Genomic DNA, 19904 nt, shown 5'->3' with positions numbered 1-19904 from the left:
AGTCCACCGAGAGCGCGGCCTTCGAGAACACGGCCTTCGACGAGCTGCGCCGGGCCATGGCGGAGAACTACGAGGAGCCGGAGGGCCCCGCCCGCAACGCGCGCGCGGAGCGGCTGCTCGCGGAGGCCGAGAAGCTGAACATCCCGCTCGCCGTGATCGAGGCGCTCGGACACCAGCTGAAGGTCTACAACTACAGCTCCGAGAAGGACAAGATGTTCGTCCCCTTCGCGCGACTTCTGCGCATGTGGGACGAACGCCCCGAGGACTTCGACGAGTACGAGATCCACTCCCTGCACTGGGTCTTCAAGTGGATGTCGGCCGGCATGCTCAACCAGCCGCACATCCCGCTCGCCTCCATCGAGAAGTGGCTCGGCGAGATGGAGCACCGCTACCGGCTCGCCGGGCACTCCGAACGGGCCGTGCGCAGCGCCGAGTTCAGTGTGGCCGCGCACATCGGCGACCTGGAGCGCGCCGAGCGGGCGTACGGGGCGTGGCTGGCGGCGGACCGGGACACCATGGCCGACTGCCACGCGTGCGAACTGCACGGCCAGGGCTGGTGGCAGGCCCGGCTGCGCCGGGACGAGGAGGCGCTGCGGCTGTGGGCGCCGGTCCTGGAGGGCGAGTACACGTGCGCCCATGAGCCGCACACGGTCCTGGCGTCCTCCTTGGTGCCACTGCTGCGCCTGGGCCGTCTCGACGAGGCCCGTGGCCACCATCTGCGGGGTTTCCGGCTGGTGCGGGCCATGGAGAGCATGCGGGGCGCGTACGCGGACCACGTGGAGTTCTGTGCCCTGTCCGGCAACGAGGCGCGCGGTCTGGAGCTGCTGGCCGAGCGCCCGGCGTACTTCACGGACTCCGGGGACCCGCGCAGCAGGCTGGACTTCATGTCGTCGGTGGCCCTGCTCATGGACCGGCTCACCGCGCGCGGGTTCGGAAACCAAACGGTCCCGGGCCCGGCGGGCCGCACCTGGACCGCCGCCGAACTGGCCTCCCACGCGCGCGAGGAGGCCCTCTCCCTGGCCGCGCTGTTCGACGCGCGCAACGGCACGTCGTACGTCAGCGCGGGCGCCCGGGAGCGCATGGACCAGCGGCCGCTGGTGGAGCGGTTGCCGCTGGGCGTGCGTGCGACGCGGACGGTGCCGGTACCGGCCCCCCGGCAGCCCGCCGCGGAGGAGAGGGCCACCGGTGCCGCACCGGCCCCGGACGGCGTGCCCGCGCTGCTGGCGAGGGCGCGACAGCTCTCCGAGTCGCTGCATCCCGACTCCGTGGAGGCATGGGCCGCGGTGGCGCGCGCCGCCGAGGCCGAGGACGCGGCGCTGAGCCCCTATGACCGCGCGGAACTCGTCGACCACCAGGCGATCGGCAGCGGCCCCGAGGGCGCCCCGCTCTTCGCGCGCGCGGCCGAGTTGTACGAGGAGGCCGGCGACCCGGGCGAGGCACTGGCGGCACGCGCGCGTGGAGCCACGGTCGAGGCCCTGAACGGCCGCACGGAGACGGCGCTCGAACTGATCTCCGAGACGCATGAGAAGGTTCTGGCTCTCCGCGCGGCGGGCACGACCGGCGTACGGCAGACGGCGTCCGTGCTGGTGGGACGCGCGCGTGTCCTCGTCCAGCGGATGCAGGAGACTCGGTCCGCAGACACGGCGGACGCGGTGGACGCCGCCGAGGCGGCCGTACGGGAGCTGGCGGAGTTCACCGAGCCGCATCGCGCGGACGACGCGCGGCTGGCCTCGCGGGCCGCCGAGGCACGGGCGCTGCTCGGGGAGGTGGCCGCGCACCGGGAGGACGCCCAGGGCGCCGCCCAGCTGTTCGCGGAGGCGGCCGAGCGCTATGTGGCGGCCGGGCTGCCGTGGTTCGCGGTGCAGTACGAGGCACGGCTCGCCAGGATCGCCCAGCAGCTCGGGGACCTGGAGACCGCCGTACGGGCGGCACGGGCGGCGCTGGAGCACAGCGGCCCGGAGCTGGAACCGCTCGGCCACGCCCAGCTCCACATCCAGCTGGCCGAACTCCTCGGCGCGAGCGACCAGGTCGACCCGGCCGCAGAACACGCCCTGGAAGCGGCCCACTGGGCCGACGAGGCGGGCGAGAGCCGGACGCTGGGCTCCTGGGCCCGGCATCTGCTCGGCGGCTTCCAGCTGGGCCAGGGGCGCTTCGCGGAGGCCGCTGAGGTACTGGAGTCGGCGCTCGCCGATCTCACCGCCGAGACACACGGCGAGGGGGCCGTCGCGCAGACCCTGTGGTGGCTCGGCGACTGCCACACCGAGCTGGGCGAGCACCGGGAGGCGGCCGAACGCTGGCTCCGGGCCGCCGACATCACCCGGCACTGGCCGGAGCAGCGCGACCACGCCATGCTCGCCCATCTCGCCGCCGAGGCGCTCACGCGCGCGGGAATGCCCGCCGAGGCCGACCGCGCCTACGAGCGCGCCGGTGATCTGTGGGGCTCGCTCGGCAACGTCCACGGGTATGTGCGGGCGCTGCGCGCGCGTGCCTGGTACGCGGCCCAGGAGGGTGCCGGCCCGGACGCGGCCCGGGAGTTGATGGGCGACGCGGTGCTGGGCTGTGAGGCGGCCCTGTCGGACGTCGCCGGCGAGGACGACCGCCGCCGTGTCGTCGCCGAACTCGCCGAGACCCACCGGCAGTTCGGCGATCTGCTCGCCCGGTCGGTGGGGGAAGAGGCGGAACTCTCCGAGTTCGGGCCGGTGTTCGAGGAGGCCCTGTCCTCCATGGAGCGCGCGATCTCGGCGTACGACTCCCTGGGCCCCGACTTCCTCGATGCCCGCACGGCCGCCGAACTCGCCGCCGGATGGCTGGAGACGGACCTCCGGAGGGCCGCTGCGGCGAGGGCACGCGCGCGTGGAGTGCTTTCCGCGTTGGCCGACCGGGACGACGAGGTGGCGGTGGCGCGGCGGGCGGAGGCGGAGCGGATCGTGGAGGTGGCGGGAGGCCGGGGCGGGCTGAGTGTGGCGGGGCGGCGGGGGTGGCGGGGCGGCTGAACGTGGCGGGGGCACTCCTGCGGTTTCCTAGCCCCCGCCGCCCTTACCCGTCCCATCCCCAGAGGGCTGCGCCCCCTTCGACCCCGCCACGGGGCTCCGCCCCGGACCCCGCCAAGGGGCGCTGCGCCCCCTTGGAACCCCCGCCAGTTCGTTCGAGCCGCCCGACCACCGAGCCCATCGACCTCTCAGGCGCCCCGCGCGCGCCCAGCGCCCGCTCGCCCTATTCCACCCCGATCAACAGCAACGCCCCCTGTCGGCCTCCCCGGTACACCACGGTGTCCACCGCCAGGTACGACTCCCGTACCCGGGCCTCCACCCGGTCCGCGACCTCGGCGGGGGCGGCGTCGCCCAGAACGAGCGTGACCATCTCGCCGCCCGCGGCGAGCATGCGGTCGACGACGGTCACGGCGGTGGCCGTGATGTCGTCGGCGATGACGGCGACGTCCCCGTCGATGAGGCCGAGGACATCGCCGGCCTGGCAGATGCCAGCCATGGTCCAGGACTGCCGCTCGGCGATCGCGACCTCGCCGTAGCGGGTGGCACCGGCGGCCGAGGTCATGGACACGACGTCCTCGTCGAAGCGGCGGTCCGGCTCGTGGACGGCGAGCGCGGCGATGCCCTGGACGGCGGAGCGGGTGGGGATGAGGGCGACCCGTACGCCCTCGGCGCGCGCCTGGTCGGCCGCTGCGGCGGCCGTGTGCCGCAGGTCGGGGTCGTTGGGTAACAGCACCACCTCGCGCGCGTGGGCACGTCGTACCGCTTCCACCAACTCCCCGCTGGCGGGCGGTTCCCCGGGGCGGGCCAGCACGGTCGTCGCACCGGCCTCCGTGTACAGCCCGGCCAGCCCCTCCCCCGGTACGACGGCCACGACCGCCCGCTGGGCCCGCTCGCGCGGCGGGCGCCCGGTGCCCCCGGACACATGGGCGTCCTCGGCGCCGAAGTGCGTGATCCTGATCCGGTACGGCCGCCCGGCCTCGACCCCGGCCTCCACGGCGGCCCCGGCGTCGTCGACGTGCACATGGACGTTCCAGAGGCCGTCCCCGCCGACCACCACCAGTGAGTCGCCCAGCGCGTCGAGCCGTCGCCGCAGCCGGGCCACGGCCTCGTCGTCCGCCTCCAGGAGGTAGATCACCTCGAACGCGGGCCCACCGCCGCCGGGCCGGTCATCCGCACACGCGTCCACCGCGACACCGACGCCGGCCCCAGCCCCAGCCCCAGCGGCATCCGTACCGGCGTCCGTGCCGGCCGACGCGATGCCCCCGGCGTCCAGCACACGCTCCCCCACGCGCGCGTGCCCCCCGTAACCGGATGCGGCAGGCACCGGAATCTTCGGGGCCTCCCCCGTGAACGTCTCCACGAGTGCCGCCAGCACCGCCACCAGGCCCCGTCCGCCCGCGTCCACGACGCCCGCGCGCGCGAGGACGGCCAGTTGCCCGGGGGTGGCGGCGAGGGCCCGTCCGGCGCCCTCGTAGGCGGCCCTGGCGACCGCGCCGCAGTCGCCCTCGACGGCGGTGACCGCGTCGGCCGCGGCGGAGGCGACCGTGAGGACGGTGCCCTCGACGGGGTGGGCCACGGCGTCGCGGGCGGAGTCGGCGGCGTGCCGGAGGGCGAGGCGCAGGCCCCGTCCGTCGGTGTGGGCGGCCTCACCGTCGTCGGACAGCACCTGGGCCATGCCTCGCAGGAGCTGGGCGAGGATCGTCCCGGAGTTGCCCCGGGCGCCTATGAGCGCGCCGTGCGCCATCGCGCGCGCGGCATCGGACAGAGTCGGCTTGCCGCTCGCCCCTGGCCCTGCCTCGGAGCCCGCCCCGGCACCGGCCGCATGGCCCGCGAACACCGCCTCGACGGCCGTGACGGCGGACTCCATGGTCAGATACAGGTTCGTGCCGGTGTCCCCGTCCGCGACGGGGTACACGTTGATCGCGTCGATCTCCTCACGCGCGCGTCCCAGCGCCGCCAGCGCGAGGCCGCACCAGGTGCGCACCGCGAGAGCATCGAAGAATGTCTGCGGCACCTGCGCCACCTGCGCCTCCTTGAACTGCCGGAACGTCGGACGCAGCGTAGACCCAGGGTGGGTGCCCACCGGAAGAGGGCCGGGAACAGGGCCCTGAGCAGCCATGGTAGTTTCGTTCTACTGGCGCAGTCGTTGTATGCTGCTCCGGTTGCCCGATGCAGATCGGGCCATTCCCCTGGCACCGCCACTCAGATCTCTGATCCTGCGATCTTGATCCCGGCATGCCGGGATCAACCGTAAGTGCATCTGAAGTCTTTGGAGTGACCCGTGGCTGCCAACTGCGACGTCTGCGGCAAGGGGCCGGGCTTCGGCAACAACATCTCGCACTCGCACCGCCGTACGTCCCGCCGCTGGAACCCGAACATCCAGCGTGTGCGTACCGTGGTCGGCGGGACGCCGAAGCGCGTGAACGCTTGCACCTCGTGCATCAAGGCCGGCAAGGTCTCGCGCTGACGCACATCCCCCATCTCTCGACTTCGTTCGAGACGGGGGGACCCCCATCGCGCGCGGCCACTGCTGGTTCGCTTTACAGAACCGGTCCACCAAAACCAAAGGTGGGCCGGTTTCTTGCTGTGCTCCCACACCCACCACAGCCGAGCGAACGCACCACCACGCCGAGCGAAAAGCTCCTGCACGCTGTTGACGCTGCTGCTCCTCGACGCCGGCCGTGCGGTCTCCGTCGAGCGCCTCGTCGACGGCCTGTACGGCGCCCAACCGCCCGCCGGGGCCGCCAACGCGCTCCAGTCACAGATCTCCCGCCTGCGCAGACGTCTGGGCCCGCACACGGAGATCGAGGCCACACCTGCCGGATACCGCATCGCCGTCCCGCCCGACTCCGTCGACGCCCACCGCTTCGAGCGGCTGACCGTCGAAGGGCGGACCGCGCTCACGGCCGGAGACCATCCACGGGCGACCGCCCCACTGCGCGAGGCGCTCGCCCTCTGGCGCGGACCCGCCCTGCCCGACCTCCAGCTGATGCGGGCCCTGCACGCGAGCGGACGCCCCGCCGAAGCACTCCACATCTACGAGCAGGCCAGACGCGTCCTCACCGATGAACTGTCGAGTATGTGTTCGGCGACTCGATCGCCACGCTCACCGACACACCCCACGGTGTGGACGCCACGTTCGACAAGGGCCCGGACAGCCGCTTCGACCTGGTGATCGGCGCGGACGGCCTCCACTCCCACACCCGTTCCCTCGCCCTCCGAGCGGATGTCGTACGACCGTCAGGACATCGCCGCCCAGAAGCGCATCGTCGCCGAGCGGTTCGCGGGCATGGGCTGGGTGGGCCGGGCGACCACGGGTTGGCATGGGCACCGGAGTGGCGATGGTCGGCGCCCCTGTCCTCGCCGGTGAACTCGCCCTGGCGGGCGGGGATCACCGTACGGCGTCCGCCGCGTACGAGGCGCGGATCGCGGGCTTCGCCAAGGGCTGCCAGAAGACCTCCGGCAACGGGCCCGTTCTTCGCACCGCCCACCGAGCGGCGCGTCCGCAGCCGGGACCGCGTGTACCGGCTGCTCGCATCGCGCCCGCCGACGGCCTTCTTCAAGCGGATCACCGAGAAGTCGGCGACGAACATCAAGCTCCCGGAGTACCCCGTGTGAGCGCCCAGCCGTGGTCCACGGGCCCGATCCCGCCGCCGAGTGCGAACCCGGCGGCGATCGCCCCGGTGACGTACTCCTTGGCCGCCGCCACCGCCTCCGGCACGCTGTGCCCCTTGGCCAGCTGTGACGCGATCGCGGAGGCGAGGGTGCAGCCCGTACCGTGGGTGTGCCGGTTGTCGTGGCGGGGCGCCCGCAGCCAGTGCTCCTCGGAACCGTCCGTGAGCAGATCAACGGCGTCCCCGGACAGATGCCCGCCCTTGACGACCACCCACCGGGGCCCGTACGCGAGCACGGCCGCCGCGGCCTTCTTCATCCCCGCCTCCGACTCGACTCGTATGCCGGTGAGTTGGGCCACCTCGTCGAGGTTCGGGGTCGCGACGGTCGCCACCGGAAGCAGGCGTTCCCGTACGGAGTCCAGCGCGGACGCGGCGAGCAGCGGGTCGCCGTGCTTGGAGACGCCGACCGGGTCGACGACGACCGGCGCGTCCGTGGCCGCGAGCAACTCGGCGACGGCCTCGACGAGTTCGGCGGTCGCGAGCATGCCGGTCTTGACCGCCTGGACGCCGATGTCGTCGACGACACCGCGGTACTGGGCGCGCACGGCCTCCGCCGGAAGCTCCCAAGCGCCCTGTACGCCCAGGGAGTTCTGCGCGGTGACCGCCGTGACGACGCTCATGCCGTGCACGCCGAGCGCGAGCATCGTCTTCAGGTCGGCCTGGATGCCGGCCCCGCCACCGGAGTCGGAGCCGGCGACCGTCAGCACGCGCGGAGGCGCGGTCGCCGCCTCACGGGCCCCGGACCGAAAGAGCCCGGCCCCGCTCATGACTCGATGTCCGCGAAGTGGTCCCAGCCGCCCTTGTTGGTCCAGGGCGCCCCGTCCACGGTCACCTGGGGCAGGGCGGAGGGGTTCAGCACCTCGCCGATCACCTTCCACCGTGCCGGCAGCTTCACGTCCGGCGGGAAGGTCGCCACGATCGCGTGGTCCTCTCCCCCGGTGAGCACCCACTGGATGGGGTCGACGCCGACGGCCTGCCCGATGTCGTTCATCTGGGTCGGGATGTCGATCGCGCCGGAACGGATGTCGATCCGGCACTTGCTGGCCTCCGCGATGTGCCCCAGATCGGCGATCAGCCCGTCGCTGACGTCGCACATCGCGGTCGCGCCCAGGGCGGCCGCCGCGGGGCCCGCGTGGTACGGCGGCTCCGGGCGTCGATGGGCCTCCACGAAGGCGCGCGGCGAGCGGAAGCCCCGGGAGAGCACCGCGTGCCCGGCGGCGGACCAGCCGAGCCAGCCGGTGACGGCCACGACGTCGCCGGGCTGGGCGCCCGCCCTGGTCACCGGCTCGTGGTTGCGCAGATCACCGAGCGCGGTGATCGAGATCATGATGGTGTCCCCGCGTACGACATCGCCGCCCACCACGGCCGCCCCCGCGACCTGGCACTCGTCGCGCAGCCCGTCCATCAGTTCGGTGGCCCAGGTGACCGGCAGATCCACCGGGGCGACCAGACCGAGGAGCAGCGCGGTGGGCACGGCGCCCATGGCGGCGATGTCCGCGAGGTTCTGCGCGGCGGCCTTGCGGCCGACGTCGTACGCCGTGGACCAGTCGCGGCGGAAGTGCCGCCCCTCGATCAGCAGATCGGTGCTCGCCACGACCCGGCGGTCCGGCGCGGCCACCACCGCGGCGTCGTCGCCGGGGCCGACCCTGACCGCCGGGGTGGTGGTGAGCCGGGAGGTGAGCTCCCTGATGAGCCCGAACTCCCCCAGCTCTCCCACGGTGCCCTTCATCCTCGTATCGCCCCTTCTCGTGCCACTTCCAGTGTTCCGCAGGTTTGCCTCGCGATGTCCGCGCCGGTCATCCGGGCCGATCCGCTTTTCTGCTGGGGGTCCGGGGGTCGTCCCCCGGGAAAACGCAGTGCGCGCGCCCGGTCGCGAGCGGTCCTCGTCCTCGGTACGGTCGACTCGGCGGTCGTTGCGGCCGTCGGCTTCCGCGGTCCCGGTACCCCGGTGTGCGCGGCGCGGCCTCCACGGGTCTCCCCCCGGCGCCTGACGACGCGATACCGTGGCGTTCCTTTTCCCGACATGATCCACATGATCCTCGTGGCCGCCCTGGAGGTTCCGTGGTACAGGCGTACATCCTGATCCAGACGGAGGTCGGCAAGGCGTCGACCGTCGCCGAGACGATCGGCAAACTCCCCGGTGTCATCCAGGCCGAGGATGTGACGGGCCCCTACGACGTCATCGTGCGCGCACAGGCGGACACCGTAGACGACCTCGGTCGGCTGGTGGTCGCGAAGGTCCAGCAAGTGGACGGCATCACCCGCACCCTGACCTGCCCGGTCGTACACCTGTAGCCCCCGTCTACCCTGGGCCGGTGAACCCGTTCCGTCACCGGCTCGCCCCTCGCTCCTGGCCGCCCGTCCTGGCTGTGTCGTTGATCGTCGTCGCGGGCTGCTCCTCAGCAGACGACGACGGATCGACGGCGGTTCCCAGCCCGGACGCGGCCGTCACGAAGCTGTGCCGGAACCTGGACGGGGCGCTGCCGCGGGAAGTCGACGGGTTGAGCCGCCGGGACCCCGAGCCGGCCTCCCCGTTGACGGCGGGCTGGGGCAGCCCGGCGATCATACTGCGCTGCGGTGTGGAGCAGCCGCCGAAGATGGTCGACCCCAAGGTGGCCCAGGGGCATGACGCCGACGCCGTCGCCGGGGGCGTGAACGGGGTCGACTGGCTGATGGAGAAGCGGGACGGGGGCGGGTACCGCTTCACCACCGCGAACCGCTCCGCGTACGTGGAGGTGACGGTGCCGGCGGAGAGGGCCGGGGAGGACAGTTCACCGATCCTTGTGGCGCTCGCGCCTGCCATCAAGAAGGCGGTTCCCGAGGGGATTGCTTCCTAAGGGGGGTGCCTCGGTCGGCCGTCTGGAGGCTGCGGCTCGTTTGTGGCTGGTCGCGCCCACGCGGCGAAGCCGTACATCGATACAGCCCCGCGCCCCTTTGGGCCTTCGGCCCATCAGGGGCACGCCTCAGCGCAGACCCGTCGACCGGCGCAATGCCGCCTGGATCAGTCTGTCCACCAGTTCCCCGTACTCCACCCCGCTCGCCGCCCACATCGCCGGATACATCGAGATCGGTGTGAAACCCGGCAGCGTGTTGATCTCGTTGATCACGAACTCGCCGTCCTCCGTGAGGAAGAAGTCCGCGCGGACCAGGCCCTCGCAGGACGTGGCCTCGAAGGCGTCCACGGCGAGGCGCTGGACCTCGGCGGTCTCCTCCGGGGTCAGCGGCGCGGGGACGATGCCGGGCGTGGAGTCGATGTACTTGGCCTCGAAGTCGTAGTAGGCGTGGGCGTCCGGCGGCGGGATCTCGGCCGGTACGGAGGCACGCGGGCCGTCCTCGAACTCCAGGACCCCGCACTCGATCTCCCGACCACGTACGGCCGCCTCGACGAGGATCTTCGGGTCGTGGCTCTGGGCCTGAGCGATCGCCTCGTCCAGGCCCGACAGATCGTCGACCTTGGTGATGCCGATGGAGGAGCCCGCGCGGGCCGGCTTCACGAAGAGCGGCCAGCCGTGCTCACCGGCGAAGTCGACGATCTTCTTGCGGGCGGCGGACTCGTCGCGCTCCCACTCGCGGGGCCGGATCACCACATAGGGGCCGACCTTGAGCCCGAAGGAGGTGAACACCCGCTTCATGTACTCCTTGTCCTGGCCGACGGCCGAGGCGAGGACGCCCGAGCCGACGTACGGGACGCCGGAGAGCTCCAGCATGCCCTGGAGGGTGCCGTCCTCGCCGTACGGGCCGTGCAGGACGGGGAAGACGACATCGACCTCGCCGAGCGCCTTGGGCACCGATCCGGGCTCGCTGTAGACGACTTCGCGGTTGGCGGGGTCGACGGGGAGCACCACGCCGCCCTCCTGGGACTCCGCGAGTTCCTCGACCTCGGGCGTACGGCGGTCGGTGATCGCCATCCGCTCCGGTTCGTCGGCGGTGAGCGCCCAACGGCCGTCCCGTGTGATGCCGATCGGCAGGACGTCGTACTTCGTCCGGTCGATGGCGCGCAGTACGGCGCCGGCCGTGACCACGGAGATCCCGTGTTCCGAGCTGCGGCCGCCGAAGACGACGGCCACGCGCGGCTTGCGGGACGGCTGCTCAGGGCTCTGGGGGAGGTTCTCGCTGCTCATATCGCGTCGAGAGTACCCGTTGGTAGGGCAGGAGTCAGCGCCCGAACGGTCGCTTTCGCTCAGCGTCGCTCGGGCTTGGCGCTGCGCGACATCAGCTCCTTGAGGGCGACGACGGGCGGCTTGCCCTCGTGCACGATGTCCACCACCGTCTCGGTGATGGGCATGTCGACACCGTGCCGACGTGCCAAGTCCAGTACGGACTCACAGGACTTGACGCCCTCGGCGGTCTGCTTGGTGACCGCGATGGTCTCCTGAAGGGTCATGCCCTTGCCGAGGTTGGTGCCGAAGGTGTGGTTGCGGGAGAGCGGCGAGGAGCAGGTCGCCACGAGGTCGCCGAGCCCGGCGAGTCCGGAGAAGGTCAGCGGGTCGGCGCCCATCGCGAGACCGAGGCGGGTGGTCTCCGCCAGACCCCGGGTGATCAGCGAGCCCTTGGCGTTGTCGCCGAGACCCATGCCGTCCGCGATGCCGACGGCGAGACCGATGACGTTCTTGACCGCGCCGCCGAGTTCGCAGCCGACGACGTCGGTGTTGGTGTAGGGCCGGAAGTACGGTGTGTGGCAAGCGGTCTGGAGCCGCTGGGCGACCGTCTCGTCGGTGCAGGCGACCACGGACGCGGCCGGCATCCGGGACGCGATCTCCCGCGCCAGATTGGGCCCGGTGACGACGGCGATACGGTCCTGCCCCACCTTGGCGACGTCCTCGATGACCTCGCTCATCCGCATGGCGGACCCCAGTTCGACCCCCTTCATGAGGGAGACGAGCACGGTGTCCGGCGCCAGCAGGGGCGTCCACTCGGCGAGGTTGGCGCGCAGGGTCTGGGAGGGGACGGCCAGGACGGTGAAGTCGGCGTCGGCGGCGGCCTCCTCGGGGTCGGTGGTGGCCCGCAGGTTCTCCGGGAGCTCGACGCCGGGCAGGTAGTCGGGGTTGGCGCGGGTGGAGTTGACCGCGTCCGCGAGTTCGCGCCGCCGCCCCCACAGAACGACGTCGCACCCCGCGTCGGCGAGCACCGTACCGAAGGCCGTGCCCCATGAACCGGTGCCGAAGACGGCCGCCTTGACCGGCTTGCTCACTTGCCCTGCCCCTCTTCCTGTCGACTGCGATCCCGGACCCCATTGTGCTTCTCGGGACGCCGGTGCTCGACCGCGGCGGCCGTCCTGCGCCGCTGTTCGATGCGCTCCACCTTCGGGTCGTACGGCGTCTCGGGCGCCTTCTCGCCGCGGATCTCCTCCAGCTGGCGGGTGATGGCGGCCATGATGACCTCCGTCGCGTCCTTCAGCACGTCGGGAGTCATCTCCCGGTCGTAGAAGCCGGAGAGGTCGACGGGCGGGCCGGCGAGCACATGGTGGGTCTTGCGCGGCAGCAGGTTGAGCTTCTTGGCGTACGGCGGCAGGACCTCGTTGGCGCCCCACTGGGCGACGGGGATCACCGGGCACTTGGTCTGCAGGGCGACGCGCGCGGCCCCGGTCTTGCCGGTCATGGGCCACTGGTCGGGGTCCCGAGTGATCGTTCCCTCCGGGTAGAACGCGACGCATTCACCTCGCTCCACCGCGTCGATCGCGGCCCGGAAAGCGCTCAGCGCGTCCGTGGTCTCGCGGTAGACGGGGATCTGACCGGTACCGCGCATGAAGGCGCCGATGAATCCCTTACCGAAGAGTCCGCTCTTCGCGAGAAATCGCGGAACCCGACCGCTGTTGTACTGATAGTGGGCGTATGCAAAGGGATCGACATGCGAATTGTGGTTCACCGCGGTGATAAATCCACCCTCGGCCGGAATGTTCTCCATTCCACGCCAGTCCCGCTTGATCAGCACCACCAGTGGCGGTTTGGCGATCACCGCGGCGAGGCGGTACCAGAAGCCGATTCTCCGGCGGGGCACGCGGACACCTTCCTCTAGGACTTCCCAGGGTCTGCTCCGGGGGTCCGGAGCCGGACAAGTGTCGCCCCGGGCCGCCTGTCTGTCGAGAACACCGTACGCCCGCCCGTCTCCGGGCACCGCCCTCGCACGGGGCTGGGCGTCCTCCCCTTCGCGGCGCTCCCTCGCGCCCAGGTGACAATGACGGCGACGAGAGAGGGGCGAAGCGCCGGTGCAGTGGACCCTGGTCGTACCCGTGAAGCCCTTGGCGCGGGCCAAGAGCAGGCTCAAGGACACCGCCGACGACGGGGTGCGCCCGGGGCTCGCCCTCGCCTTCGCCCAGGACACCGTGGCCGCGGCCCTCGCCTGCGCGGCGGTCGGCGCCGTGGTGGTCGTCACGGACGATCACCTCGCCGGACGCGAGCTGGCGGCCCTCGGCGTCCGTGTCGTCCCCGACGACCCGCACGCCGACCCGTCGGACGGTCTGAACGCCGCCCTGAGGCATGCGGCGGCCCTGGTACGCGCCGCACACCCCGAAAGCCCCATGGCGGCCCTGAACGCCGACCTACCGGCCCTGCGCGCAAAGGAACTGGCCCGCGTCCTGAACGCCGCCGCGGAATTCCCCCGGGCCTTCCTCCCGGACGCCGCCGAAACCGGCACCACGCTCCTCACCGCGGCCCCCGGCCACGCCCTGCGCCCCGCCTTCGGCCCCGACTCCCGCGCCCGCCACCACCGGTCCGGCGCCACGGAACTGACCCTCGACGCGGTCGACTCGGTCCGCCAGGACGTCGACACCGGCGAGGACCTCCGAGCCGCCCTCACCCTGGGCGTGGGCCCTCATACGGCCGCCGCGACCGCGCGCCTGCTGATCCCCGGCCAGTAGGCTGCGCCCATGCAGGCCACCGCATACACGTACGACCCCCGCACCCGCACCGGCCAGGTCCTCCTGGACGACGGCACCCCCCTCCCCTTCGACGCCCCCGCTTTCGACGCGGGCGGCCTGCGCCTCCTCCGCCCCGGCCAAAGGGTAAGAATCGAGATAGAGGGCGAGGGCGGGAACGCCCACATCACGCTGATCACGTTGCAAACCCTCTAAAACAGGGCTCGCCACGGCTTTTGAGGGCCGCCAGGCCCGAAATCCAGGGGCGCGGGGAACTGCGCGACCAGCCACACTCAACTCGCACTCGCCATCCCCGAGCAGCCCCCACGGCGAATAGGCAACCCAAAACACACCGCGGGCCGGGCTCCAGCAACAGGAGCCCGGCCCGGCGCGTGAGTTACCCAGCACCACCGCCCTCAGCGAGCGGCAGTCTTCTTCGCGGTGGTCTTGCGAGCCGTCGTCTTCTTGGCGGGCGCCTTCTTCGCAGGCGCCTTCTTCGCCGTGGTCTTCTTGGCGGCAGCCGTCGTCTTCGCCGGAGCCTTCTTCGCCGTGGTCTTCTTCGCCGCCGCGGTGGTCTTCTTCGCGGTCGTCTTCTTCGCCGCGGCCTTCTTCGCCGCCGCCTTCTTCGCGGCAGCGGTCGTCTTCTTCGCCGCCGCCTTCTTGACCGTCGCCGCGGCCCCACCGGTCAGGCTGCCCTTGGGCGCCTTCTTCACGGCGACCTCGCCCCCACGAGGCAGCTTCTTCGAACCGCTCACCAGGTCCTTGAAGCCCTGCCCCGCACGGAAGCGCGGAACGGAGGTCTTCTTGACCCGAACCCGCTCGCCCGTCTGGGGGTTACGGGCGTAACGAGCGGGTCGGTCGACCTTCTCGAACGAACCGAAGCCGGTGACCGAGACCCGCTCACCCGCGACGACCGCGCGGACGATCGCGTCCAGTACATGGTCGACAGCATCGGCGGCCTGCTGACGGCCGCCCATCTTGTCGGCAATCGCTTCTACGAGCTGCGCCTTGTTCACGTCTTCCCCTTCGGAGACATCGCCCGAACGAAATGTTCAAGCTTTTTCGCACGTTAGGCAGATATATACCGCAAATCAAACACGAAACGGGCTTATCACCCTTGTGCCGCAACGGACTCGACGGTCTCGGAGTTCCTTCAGCGTTCCTCTGTGGGCATTCGCCCCTCGTCGAGGTCCGTCATGAAGGCCTCCAGACGCCTTGCCGCGTCGGCGAGGTCGTGCTTGGCCACGGCCGTAATGACCAGCAGCTTCCGGGTCAGCGCCATCCGTACGCCCTCCGGGACTTGCAGTGCGCGCACTCTTGCGTGCGCTTCCTTGAGTTGGCTCGCGACCGCCGTATAGAGCTCGAGTTGGCCGTCGTGTTCCATGCACAGATTGTGCCATCTGGGGCGAGTTGTCACCTGCCCAGGGGGCAACTGCCGTCTCCCGGGGGCCTGGAGAGCACCCCCTTCCGATGCCCCAGCATGGTGCGCGTACCCCGGTAATCGCCTTTGTAACTAGGGGAGTTGAAAGGTTTCTGCACGTGACTTCGAAGGTGTCCGACTCCACACATGGCTGTACCCCCAACCGGTGGACGGTCGGGGGTACAGGGGGTGTTTCGGTGGCTGGAATCAACCGTCGGCGAGCCCGGTGCGGGGCCCGCGCGAGGGCGGACTCAGACCTTCAGCGTCCTCGGCTTGTACGACGGCCGCTTGGCCTCGTACGCGGCGATGTCGGCCTCGTTCTGGAGCGTGATGGAGATGTCGTCCAGCCCGTTCAGCAGCCGCCAGCGGGAGTTCTCGTCGAGCTCGAAGGAGGCGGTGATGCCCTCGGCGCGCACCTCGCGGGCCTCCAGGTCGACGGTCACCTCGGCCTCGGGGTTCGCCTCGGTCAGCTCCCAGAGCGCGTCCACGATCTTCTGGTCCAGAACGACCGTGAGCAGACCGTTCTTGAGCGAGTTACCGCGGAAGATGTCGGCGAAGCGGGAAGAGATGACCGCCTTGAAGCCGTAGTTCTGCAGCGCCCACACGGCGTGCTCACGGGAGGAGCCGGTGCCGAAGTCGGGGCCGGCGACCAGGACGGTGGCGCCCTCGCGCTCGGGCTGGTTGAGGATGAAGGTCTCGTCCTTGCGCCAGGCCTCGAACAGCCCGTCCTCGAAACCGTCCCGGGTCACCTTCTTGAGCCAGTGAGCAGGGATGATCTGGTCGGTGTCGACGTTGGAGCGGCGCAGCGGCACCGCCCGGCCGGTGTGCGTGGTGAATGCTTCCATGACTCTCAGCGCTCTCAGACTTCGGCGGGCACGGGGGCGTCGGACAGATCGGCGGGCGAGGCCAGGTGGCCCAGCACGGCGGTCGCGGCGGCGACCTGCGGCGAGACCAGGTGGGTACGCCCGCCCTTGCCCTGCCGGCCCTCGAAGTTGCGGTTGGAGGTGGACGCGGAGCGCTCACCGGGGGCGAGCTGGTCGGGGTTCATGCCCAGGCACATCGAGCAGCCCGCGTGCCGCCATTCGGCGCCGGCCTCCTTGAAGACGACGTCCAGGCCCTCGGAGACGGCCTGCAGGCCCACCCGCGCGGAGCCGGGGACGACCAGCATCCGTACGCCGTCGGCGACTTTGCGGCCCTTGATCAGCTCGGCGGCGGCCCGCAGGTCCTCGATGCGGCCGTTGGTGCACGACCCTACGAAGACGGTATCCACGTTGATGGAGCGCAGCGGCTGTCCGGCCTCCAACCCCATGTATTCCAGGGCCTTTTCGGCGGCGAGGCGCTCCGAGGCGTCTTCGTACGAAGCGGGATCGGGGACGTCTGCCGAAAGCGGCGCTCCCTGGCCGGGGTTGGTGCCCCAGGTGACGAACGGCGACAGTTCGGCGGCCTCGATGACGACCTCGGCGTCGAACTCGGCGTCCTCGTCGGTCTTCAGGGTCTTCCAGTACGCGACGGCCGCGTCCCAGTCCTCGCCCTCGGGGGCGTGCGGACGGCCCTTGAGGTAGTCGAAGGTGGTCTGGTCCGGGGCGATCATGCCCGCGCGGGCGCCGGCCTCGATCGACATGTTGCAGATGGTCATCCGGGCCTCCATCGAGAGCTTCTCGATGGCGGAGCCGCGGTACTCCAGGACATAGCCCTGGCCGCCGCCCGTACCGATCCGGGCGATGATCGCCAGGATCAGGTCCTTGGCGGTGACGCCCTCGGGCAGTTCGCCGTTGACCGTGATGGCCATGGTCTTCGGGCGTACGAGCGGCAGCGTCTGGGTGGCCAGGACGTGTTCGACCTGGGAGGTGCCGATGCCGAACGCCAGACCGCCGAAGGCGCCGTGCGTGGAGGTGTGCGAGTCACCGCAGACCACGGTCATACCGGGCTGGGTGAGCCCCAGCTGGGGGCCCACGACGTGCACGACACCCTGCTCGACATCACCGAGCGGGTGCAGACGGACACCGAACTCGGCGGCGTTGGCACGCAGCGTCTCCAGCTGGACCCGGGAGACCGGGTCCGCGATCGGCTTGTCGATGTCGAGGGTGGGGGTGTTGTGGTCCTCGGTCGCGATGGTCAGGTCGAGCCGGCGCACCTGGCGCCCGCTCTTGCGGAGACCGTCGAAGGCCTGGGGGCTGGTCACCTCGTGCAGCAGGTGCAGATCGATGAAGAGGAGGTCGGGCTCGCCCTCAGCGCGACGGACGACATGGTCGTCCCAGACCTTCTCCGCGAGTGTCCTACCCATCGCTTTCCCTCCGGCCGGCGCGTCAGCGCGTCGGCCCAACTAGAGATCTCGGAGGTGGCGGGCGCGTGCGTATCCCCTCGTGGCGCGCGCCGGCCGCCGGGCTCGTCGGTCCGCGAGCCGCTGTTGTTCTGCTTCCAGAGTGGCAAGGTCCACGTGAAATTGAACTTGCGTTTCACAGAGTGAGACGCGAGTATCGTTGCATGGACAACAGTAGCGGCGTCGGCGTTCTGGACAAGGCGGCCCTGGTCCTGAGCGCTCTGGAGTCCGGTCCGGCCACCCTCGCGGGTCTGGTCGGGGCCACCGGACTCGCACGGCCCACGGCCCACCGCCTGGCCGTGGCTCTGGAACACCACCGCATGGTGGCACGCGACATGCAGGGCCGTTTCATTCTCGGCCCCCGGCTGGCCGAGCTGGCCGCGGCCGCCGGCGAGGACCGCCTCCTCGCGACGGCGGGCCCCGTACTCACTCATCTCCGGGACGTCACGGGCGAGAGCGCGCAGCTCTACCGCCGCCAGGGCGACATGCGCATCTGCGTGGCCGCGGCGGAACGCCTGTCCGGACTGCGGGACACTGTCCCGGTGGGCTCCACTCTCACGATGAAGGCCGGCTCCTCGGCGCAGATCCTCATGGCCTGGGAGGAGCCGGAGCGCCTGCACCGCGGCCTCCAGGGCGCCCGCTTCACGGCGACGGCCCTCTCGGGCGTACGCCGCCGGGGCTGGGCCCAGTCGATCGGCGAGCGCGAGCCCGGCGTGGCCTCGGTCTCGGCCCCCGTCCGAGGCCCCTCCAACCGCGTGGTCGCCGCGGTCTCGGTCTCGGGCCCCATCGAACGCCTCACCCGCCACCCCGGCCGCATGCACGCCCAGGCGGTCATCGACGCGGCAGCCCGTCTGTCGGAGGCCCTGCGCCGCACAGGCTGATCACCCCGTAAGCCATACGCCAACCCCCAGAGGCCGGCCTCAACGCCGCGGCAGGCCTCTGACGAGGGTGAAGCCCCGCGCCCCAAGAGGATGCGGGGCCTGTCGTTGTGCGGCCACACCAACGCGCCCCGAGAGGGGCGCGGGGCTGTATCAATGTGCGGCTCCGCCGCGTGGGCGCGAGCAACCACAACGATCCCGCAGCCGCCCACACACAGCTCCCCCACGGCGATTAGGCACCCTCGGCGGCACCCACCCGCTTCGGCGCCCGATACCCAAAGCGCTCCGCGGCGGTGCCACCCCGCCGCTCCACCGGCACCTGGCCATGCGCCGCCGCCAGCCCGGACGCCGGCATCCCGGCGTACACCGCCTCGTACGCCCCCTCCGGCACCACATACGCCTCGTGCCAGAGCCCGACATGGGCCGCCCCCTTCGCCGCCCGCCGCCTGCGGTTCATCGCGGCCCACGCCTTGCGATGGAACGCCTCGGGGTCGTGCGCGTACCCGTAGAGCTTCTCCTTGGACTCCCAGTACTGGACGACGTAGTACGTCCGCGGTGAGGCGGTCAGCAGCACGCTGCTGAGCAACCCGCGTTCCTTGTCCTTCTTGAGTTCGCTGAGCATCACGAACATCCCGCGCAGCACCGGCCACCAGTGGCGCACGGCCCAGAAGTGGTTGATGCGCATGCCGATGAGGAGGACGACCACGTCTCCCTCGGCGTCGGCGGTGGTGCGCCCGGCGGCGATCGGCTTACCGAACATGACTCCCCCTTCGGCCGGCGACCCTCCGGTCGGCGACCTCATCGACAATCGGTGACGGTCGAGCATTGGGTAGCGGAGCTATCCGACCACCCATGTTTAGATAGTGCCGCTACCCAAGGAAGGGCGCAAGGTATGCGGCTGGCCGAGTTGAGCGAGCGGAGCGGGGTGTCGACCGCGACGATCAAGTACTACCTGCGGGAAGGCCTGTTGGCTCCGGGCCGCCAGGTGAACGCGACGACGGCCGAGTACGGCGAGGAGCATCTGCGCCGGCTGCGGCTGGTGCGGGCGTTGATCCAGGTCGGCAAGGTGCCGGTGGCGACCGCCAGGGAGGTGCTGGGCCATGTCGACGACGAGTCCCTGGGCCGTACGATCCGGCTGGGCGCGGCGCTGTGGGCGTTGCCGCAGGGCCCGGAGCCGGACGAGCGGGACCCCGCGACGGCTACCGCGCGGGCCGAGGTGGACCGGCTGTTGGCGAGCGTCGGCTGGGAGACGTCACGGGAGTTGGGCACCCTCTCCCCCGTGCACCGTTCGCTGGTGGCGGCGGTGGCCACGCTGAACCGGCTGGGTTATCCCTGCGACGCCGAACAGATGGCGCCGTACGCGGAGTTGATGCGACAGGTGGCGCAGCGGGACCTGGATGTCATGGAGAGGCTGACCACCGAGGCGGAGAAGGTGGAGAAGGCGGTCATGGCGGCGGTGTTGTTCGAGCCGGTGCTGCGGGCGCTGCACCGGCTGGCGCAGGAGGAGGAGTCGGCGCAGCGGTACGGCATCGAGTAGGCGGGCGGGCGCGGCGATCCGCACCCTGCCGCCGAGGCGCAAGGGCTGCTCCGCGCAAGCCGGGGACACGGACAAGGCCCTCCTGACACATGGAAAAGGCCCTCCACCGAAGTGGAGGGCCTTCCTTGTGCGTACCCCCGACCGGATTCGAACCGGCGCTACCGCCTTGAGAGGGCGGCGTGCTAGGCCGCTACACAACGGGGGCGTGGACACTGCGTTTCCGCAGGCCCGA

General features: G+C 71.3%; 19 protein-coding genes, 1 tRNA gene and 2 pseudogenes. 10 read left to right on the top strand and 12 right to left on the bottom strand.

Annotated features, from left to right (window positions below):
• The first annotated feature begins 56 nt into the window (after window positions 1–56).
• Window positions 57–2993, top strand: coding sequence for a tetratricopeptide repeat protein (locus tag ACWD4G_RS13225; RefSeq protein WP_451292929.1), 2937 nt, complete (start codon window positions 57–59; stop codon window positions 2991–2993).
• Window positions 2994–3213: 220 nt separating this feature from the next.
• Here ACWD4G_RS13225 and ACWD4G_RS13220 read toward each other — a convergent pair whose 3' ends face one another.
• Window positions 3214–5013 carry a DAK2 domain-containing protein gene (locus tag ACWD4G_RS13220; RefSeq protein WP_451292784.1) on the bottom strand — a complete coding sequence of 600 codons (1800 nt, stop codon included), beginning with the start codon at window positions 5011–5013 and terminating at the stop codon, window positions 3214–3216.
• A 258-nt stretch (window positions 5014–5271) separates the two neighbouring features.
• Between ACWD4G_RS13220 and rpmB the strand changes: the two genes are divergently transcribed.
• The 3 genes and pseudogenes from rpmB to ACWD4G_RS13205 form a co-directional block, all read left to right on the top strand.
• Complete coding sequence (gene rpmB / locus ACWD4G_RS13215; protein ID WP_003993230.1) at window positions 5272–5457, top strand: 50S ribosomal protein L28; 186 nt, start codon at window positions 5272–5274, stop codon at window positions 5455–5457.
• 114 nt (window positions 5458–5571) lie between these two features.
• Window positions 5572–6069, top strand: a pseudogene (locus ACWD4G_RS13210) (AfsR/SARP family transcriptional regulator); the annotation flags it as partial.
• A pseudogene (locus ACWD4G_RS13205) lies at window positions 6063–6608 on the top strand (FAD-dependent oxidoreductase); the annotation flags it as partial. The pseudogenes ACWD4G_RS13210 and ACWD4G_RS13205, both read left to right, overlap by 7 nt.
• Here the strand turns inward: ACWD4G_RS13205 and thiD are convergent.
• Window positions 6583–7431: a bifunctional hydroxymethylpyrimidine kinase/phosphomethylpyrimidine kinase gene (thiD, locus tag ACWD4G_RS13200; RefSeq protein ID WP_451292783.1), complete on the bottom strand. Its 849-nt coding sequence runs from the start codon at window positions 7429–7431 to the stop codon at window positions 6583–6585. The pseudogene ACWD4G_RS13205 and the gene thiD overlap by 26 nt on opposite strands.
• A complete protein-coding gene (locus ACWD4G_RS13195) occupies window positions 7428–8393 on the bottom strand; it encodes a thiamine-phosphate kinase (RefSeq protein ID WP_451292782.1) in 966 nt (321 codons plus the stop codon). The genes thiD and ACWD4G_RS13195 overlap by 4 nt, the downstream gene beginning before the upstream one ends.
• Before the next feature lie 332 nt (window positions 8394–8725).
• On the opposite strand from ACWD4G_RS13195, the gene ACWD4G_RS13190 reads away from it, so the two are divergent.
• Window positions 8726–8959: an Lrp/AsnC family transcriptional regulator gene (locus tag ACWD4G_RS13190; RefSeq protein WP_451292781.1), complete on the top strand. Its 234-nt coding sequence runs from the start codon at window positions 8726–8728 to the stop codon at window positions 8957–8959.
• Between the two features lie 20 nt (window positions 8960–8979).
• On the top strand, window positions 8980–9501 hold the full coding sequence (locus ACWD4G_RS13185; protein WP_451292780.1) for a DUF3515 domain-containing protein: 522 nt from the start codon (window positions 8980–8982) through the stop codon (window positions 9499–9501).
• 126 nt (window positions 9502–9627) lie between these two features.
• On the opposite strand, the gene ACWD4G_RS13180 is transcribed toward ACWD4G_RS13185, so the two are convergent.
• The 3 genes from ACWD4G_RS13180 to ACWD4G_RS13170 are packed head-to-tail and all read right to left on the bottom strand — an operon-like array spanning window position 9628 to window position 12661.
• The gene (locus ACWD4G_RS13180) at window positions 9628–10785 is read right to left on the bottom strand and encodes a D-alanine--D-alanine ligase family protein (protein WP_451292779.1); all 1158 of its coding nucleotides are present in this window, start codon (window positions 10783–10785) and stop codon (window positions 9628–9630) included.
• 59 nt (window positions 10786–10844) lie between these two features.
• Complete coding sequence (locus ACWD4G_RS13175) at window positions 10845–11855, bottom strand: NAD(P)H-dependent glycerol-3-phosphate dehydrogenase (protein ID WP_451292778.1); 1011 nt, start codon at window positions 11853–11855, stop codon at window positions 10845–10847.
• Window positions 11852–12661, bottom strand: a complete 810-nt coding sequence (locus ACWD4G_RS13170; RefSeq protein ID WP_451292777.1) for a lysophospholipid acyltransferase family protein — start codon at window positions 12659–12661, stop codon at window positions 11852–11854. Before ACWD4G_RS13170 ends, ACWD4G_RS13175 begins: the two co-directional genes overlap by 4 nt.
• A gap of 208 nt (window positions 12662–12869) precedes the next feature.
• On the opposite strand from ACWD4G_RS13170, the gene cofC reads away from it, so the two are divergent.
• Window positions 12870–13520: a 2-phospho-L-lactate guanylyltransferase gene (cofC, locus tag ACWD4G_RS13165; protein WP_451292776.1), complete on the top strand. Its 651-nt coding sequence runs from the start codon at window positions 12870–12872 to the stop codon at window positions 13518–13520.
• Window positions 13521–13529: 9 nt separating this feature from the next.
• Window positions 13530–13733: a hypothetical protein gene (locus ACWD4G_RS13160; protein WP_451292775.1), complete on the top strand. Its 204-nt coding sequence runs from the start codon at window positions 13530–13532 to the stop codon at window positions 13731–13733.
• Between the two features lie 200 nt (window positions 13734–13933).
• Here the strand turns inward: ACWD4G_RS13160 and ACWD4G_RS13155 are convergent, their stop codons facing one another.
• The 4 genes from ACWD4G_RS13155 to leuC all read right to left on the bottom strand — a co-directional run bounded on the left by ACWD4G_RS13155 (window position 13934) and on the right by leuC (window position 17221).
• Complete coding sequence (locus ACWD4G_RS13155; RefSeq protein WP_451292774.1) at window positions 13934–14533, bottom strand: HU family DNA-binding protein; 600 nt, start codon at window positions 14531–14533, stop codon at window positions 13934–13936.
• 137 nt (window positions 14534–14670) lie between these two features.
• Window positions 14671–14901: an SCO5555 family protein gene (locus ACWD4G_RS13150; protein ID WP_451292773.1), complete on the bottom strand. Its 231-nt coding sequence runs from the start codon at window positions 14899–14901 to the stop codon at window positions 14671–14673.
• Window positions 14902–15188: 287 nt separating this feature from the next.
• Complete coding sequence (gene leuD, locus ACWD4G_RS13145) at window positions 15189–15782, bottom strand: 3-isopropylmalate dehydratase small subunit (RefSeq protein WP_451292772.1); 594 nt, start codon at window positions 15780–15782, stop codon at window positions 15189–15191.
• A 14-nt stretch (window positions 15783–15796) separates the two neighbouring features.
• Window positions 15797–17221 (bottom strand): 3-isopropylmalate dehydratase large subunit, encoded by a 1425-nt coding sequence (gene leuC, locus ACWD4G_RS13140; RefSeq protein ID WP_451292771.1) that lies wholly within the window; start codon window positions 17219–17221, stop codon window positions 15797–15799.
• A 200-nt stretch (window positions 17222–17421) separates the two neighbouring features.
• On the opposite strand from leuC, the gene ndgR reads away from it, so the two are divergent.
• Window positions 17422–18138 (top strand): IclR family transcriptional regulator NdgR, encoded by a 717-nt coding sequence (gene ndgR, locus ACWD4G_RS13135; RefSeq protein ID WP_030577649.1) that lies wholly within the window; start codon window positions 17422–17424, stop codon window positions 18136–18138.
• A 229-nt stretch (window positions 18139–18367) separates the two neighbouring features.
• On the opposite strand, the gene ACWD4G_RS13130 is transcribed toward ndgR, so the two are convergent.
• Window positions 18368–18895 carry a DUF4188 domain-containing protein gene (locus ACWD4G_RS13130; RefSeq protein WP_451292770.1) on the bottom strand — a complete coding sequence of 176 codons (528 nt, stop codon included), beginning with the start codon at window positions 18893–18895 and terminating at the stop codon, window positions 18368–18370.
• Between the two features lie 132 nt (window positions 18896–19027).
• On the opposite strand from ACWD4G_RS13130, the gene ACWD4G_RS13125 reads away from it, so the two are divergent.
• Entirely contained in the window at window positions 19028–19672 is a 645-nt protein-coding gene (locus ACWD4G_RS13125) for a MerR family transcriptional regulator (protein ID WP_451292769.1), read from the top strand.
• A gap of 132 nt (window positions 19673–19804) precedes the next feature.
• On the opposite strand, the gene ACWD4G_RS13120 is transcribed toward ACWD4G_RS13125, so the two are convergent.
• Window positions 19805–19877, bottom strand: a tRNA-Glu gene (locus tag ACWD4G_RS13120).
• Between the last annotated feature and the right edge of the window lie 27 nt (window positions 19878–19904).

The sequence above is a fragment of the Streptomyces sp. NPDC002643 genome (genome assembly GCF_053592555.1).
The sequence above is the reverse complement of the archived record's forward strand: the minus strand, read 5'-3'. Positions and strand labels throughout refer to the sequence as shown.

Bases quoted from the DNA above. Each gene is read 5' to 3' on its own strand.
- ACWD4G_RS13225 (WP_451292929.1), top strand. From the start codon at position 57: ATGGCGGAGAACTACGAGGAGCCGGAGGGCCCCGCCCGCAACGCGCGC.
- thiD (WP_451292783.1), bottom strand. From the start codon at position 7,431: ATGAGCGGGGCCGGGCTCTTTCGGTCCGGGGCCCGTGAGGCGGCGACC.
- ACWD4G_RS13195 (WP_451292782.1), bottom strand. From the start codon at position 8,393: ATGAAGGGCACCGTGGGAGAGCTGGGGGAGTTCGGGCTCATCAGGGAG.
- ACWD4G_RS13180 (WP_451292779.1), bottom strand. From the start codon at position 10,785: ATGAGCAGCGAGAACCTCCCCCAGAGCCCTGAGCAGCCGTCCCGCAAG.
- ACWD4G_RS13160 (WP_451292775.1), top strand. From the start codon at position 13,530: ATGCAGGCCACCGCATACACGTACGACCCCCGCACCCGCACCGGCCAG.
- ACWD4G_RS13150 (WP_451292773.1), bottom strand. From the start codon at position 14,901: ATGGAACACGACGGCCAACTCGAGCTCTATACGGCGGTCGCGAGCCAA.
- leuD (WP_451292772.1), bottom strand. From the start codon at position 15,782: ATGGAAGCATTCACCACGCACACCGGCCGGGCGGTGCCGCTGCGCCGC.
- leuC (WP_451292771.1), bottom strand. From the start codon at position 17,221: ATGGGTAGGACACTCGCGGAGAAGGTCTGGGACGACCATGTCGTCCGT.
- ndgR (WP_030577649.1), top strand. From the start codon at position 17,422: ATGGACAACAGTAGCGGCGTCGGCGTTCTGGACAAGGCGGCCCTGGTC.
- ACWD4G_RS13130 (WP_451292770.1), bottom strand. From the start codon at position 18,895: ATGTTCGGTAAGCCGATCGCCGCCGGGCGCACCACCGCCGACGCCGAG.
- ACWD4G_RS13125 (WP_451292769.1), top strand. From the start codon at position 19,028: ATGCGGCTGGCCGAGTTGAGCGAGCGGAGCGGGGTGTCGACCGCGACG.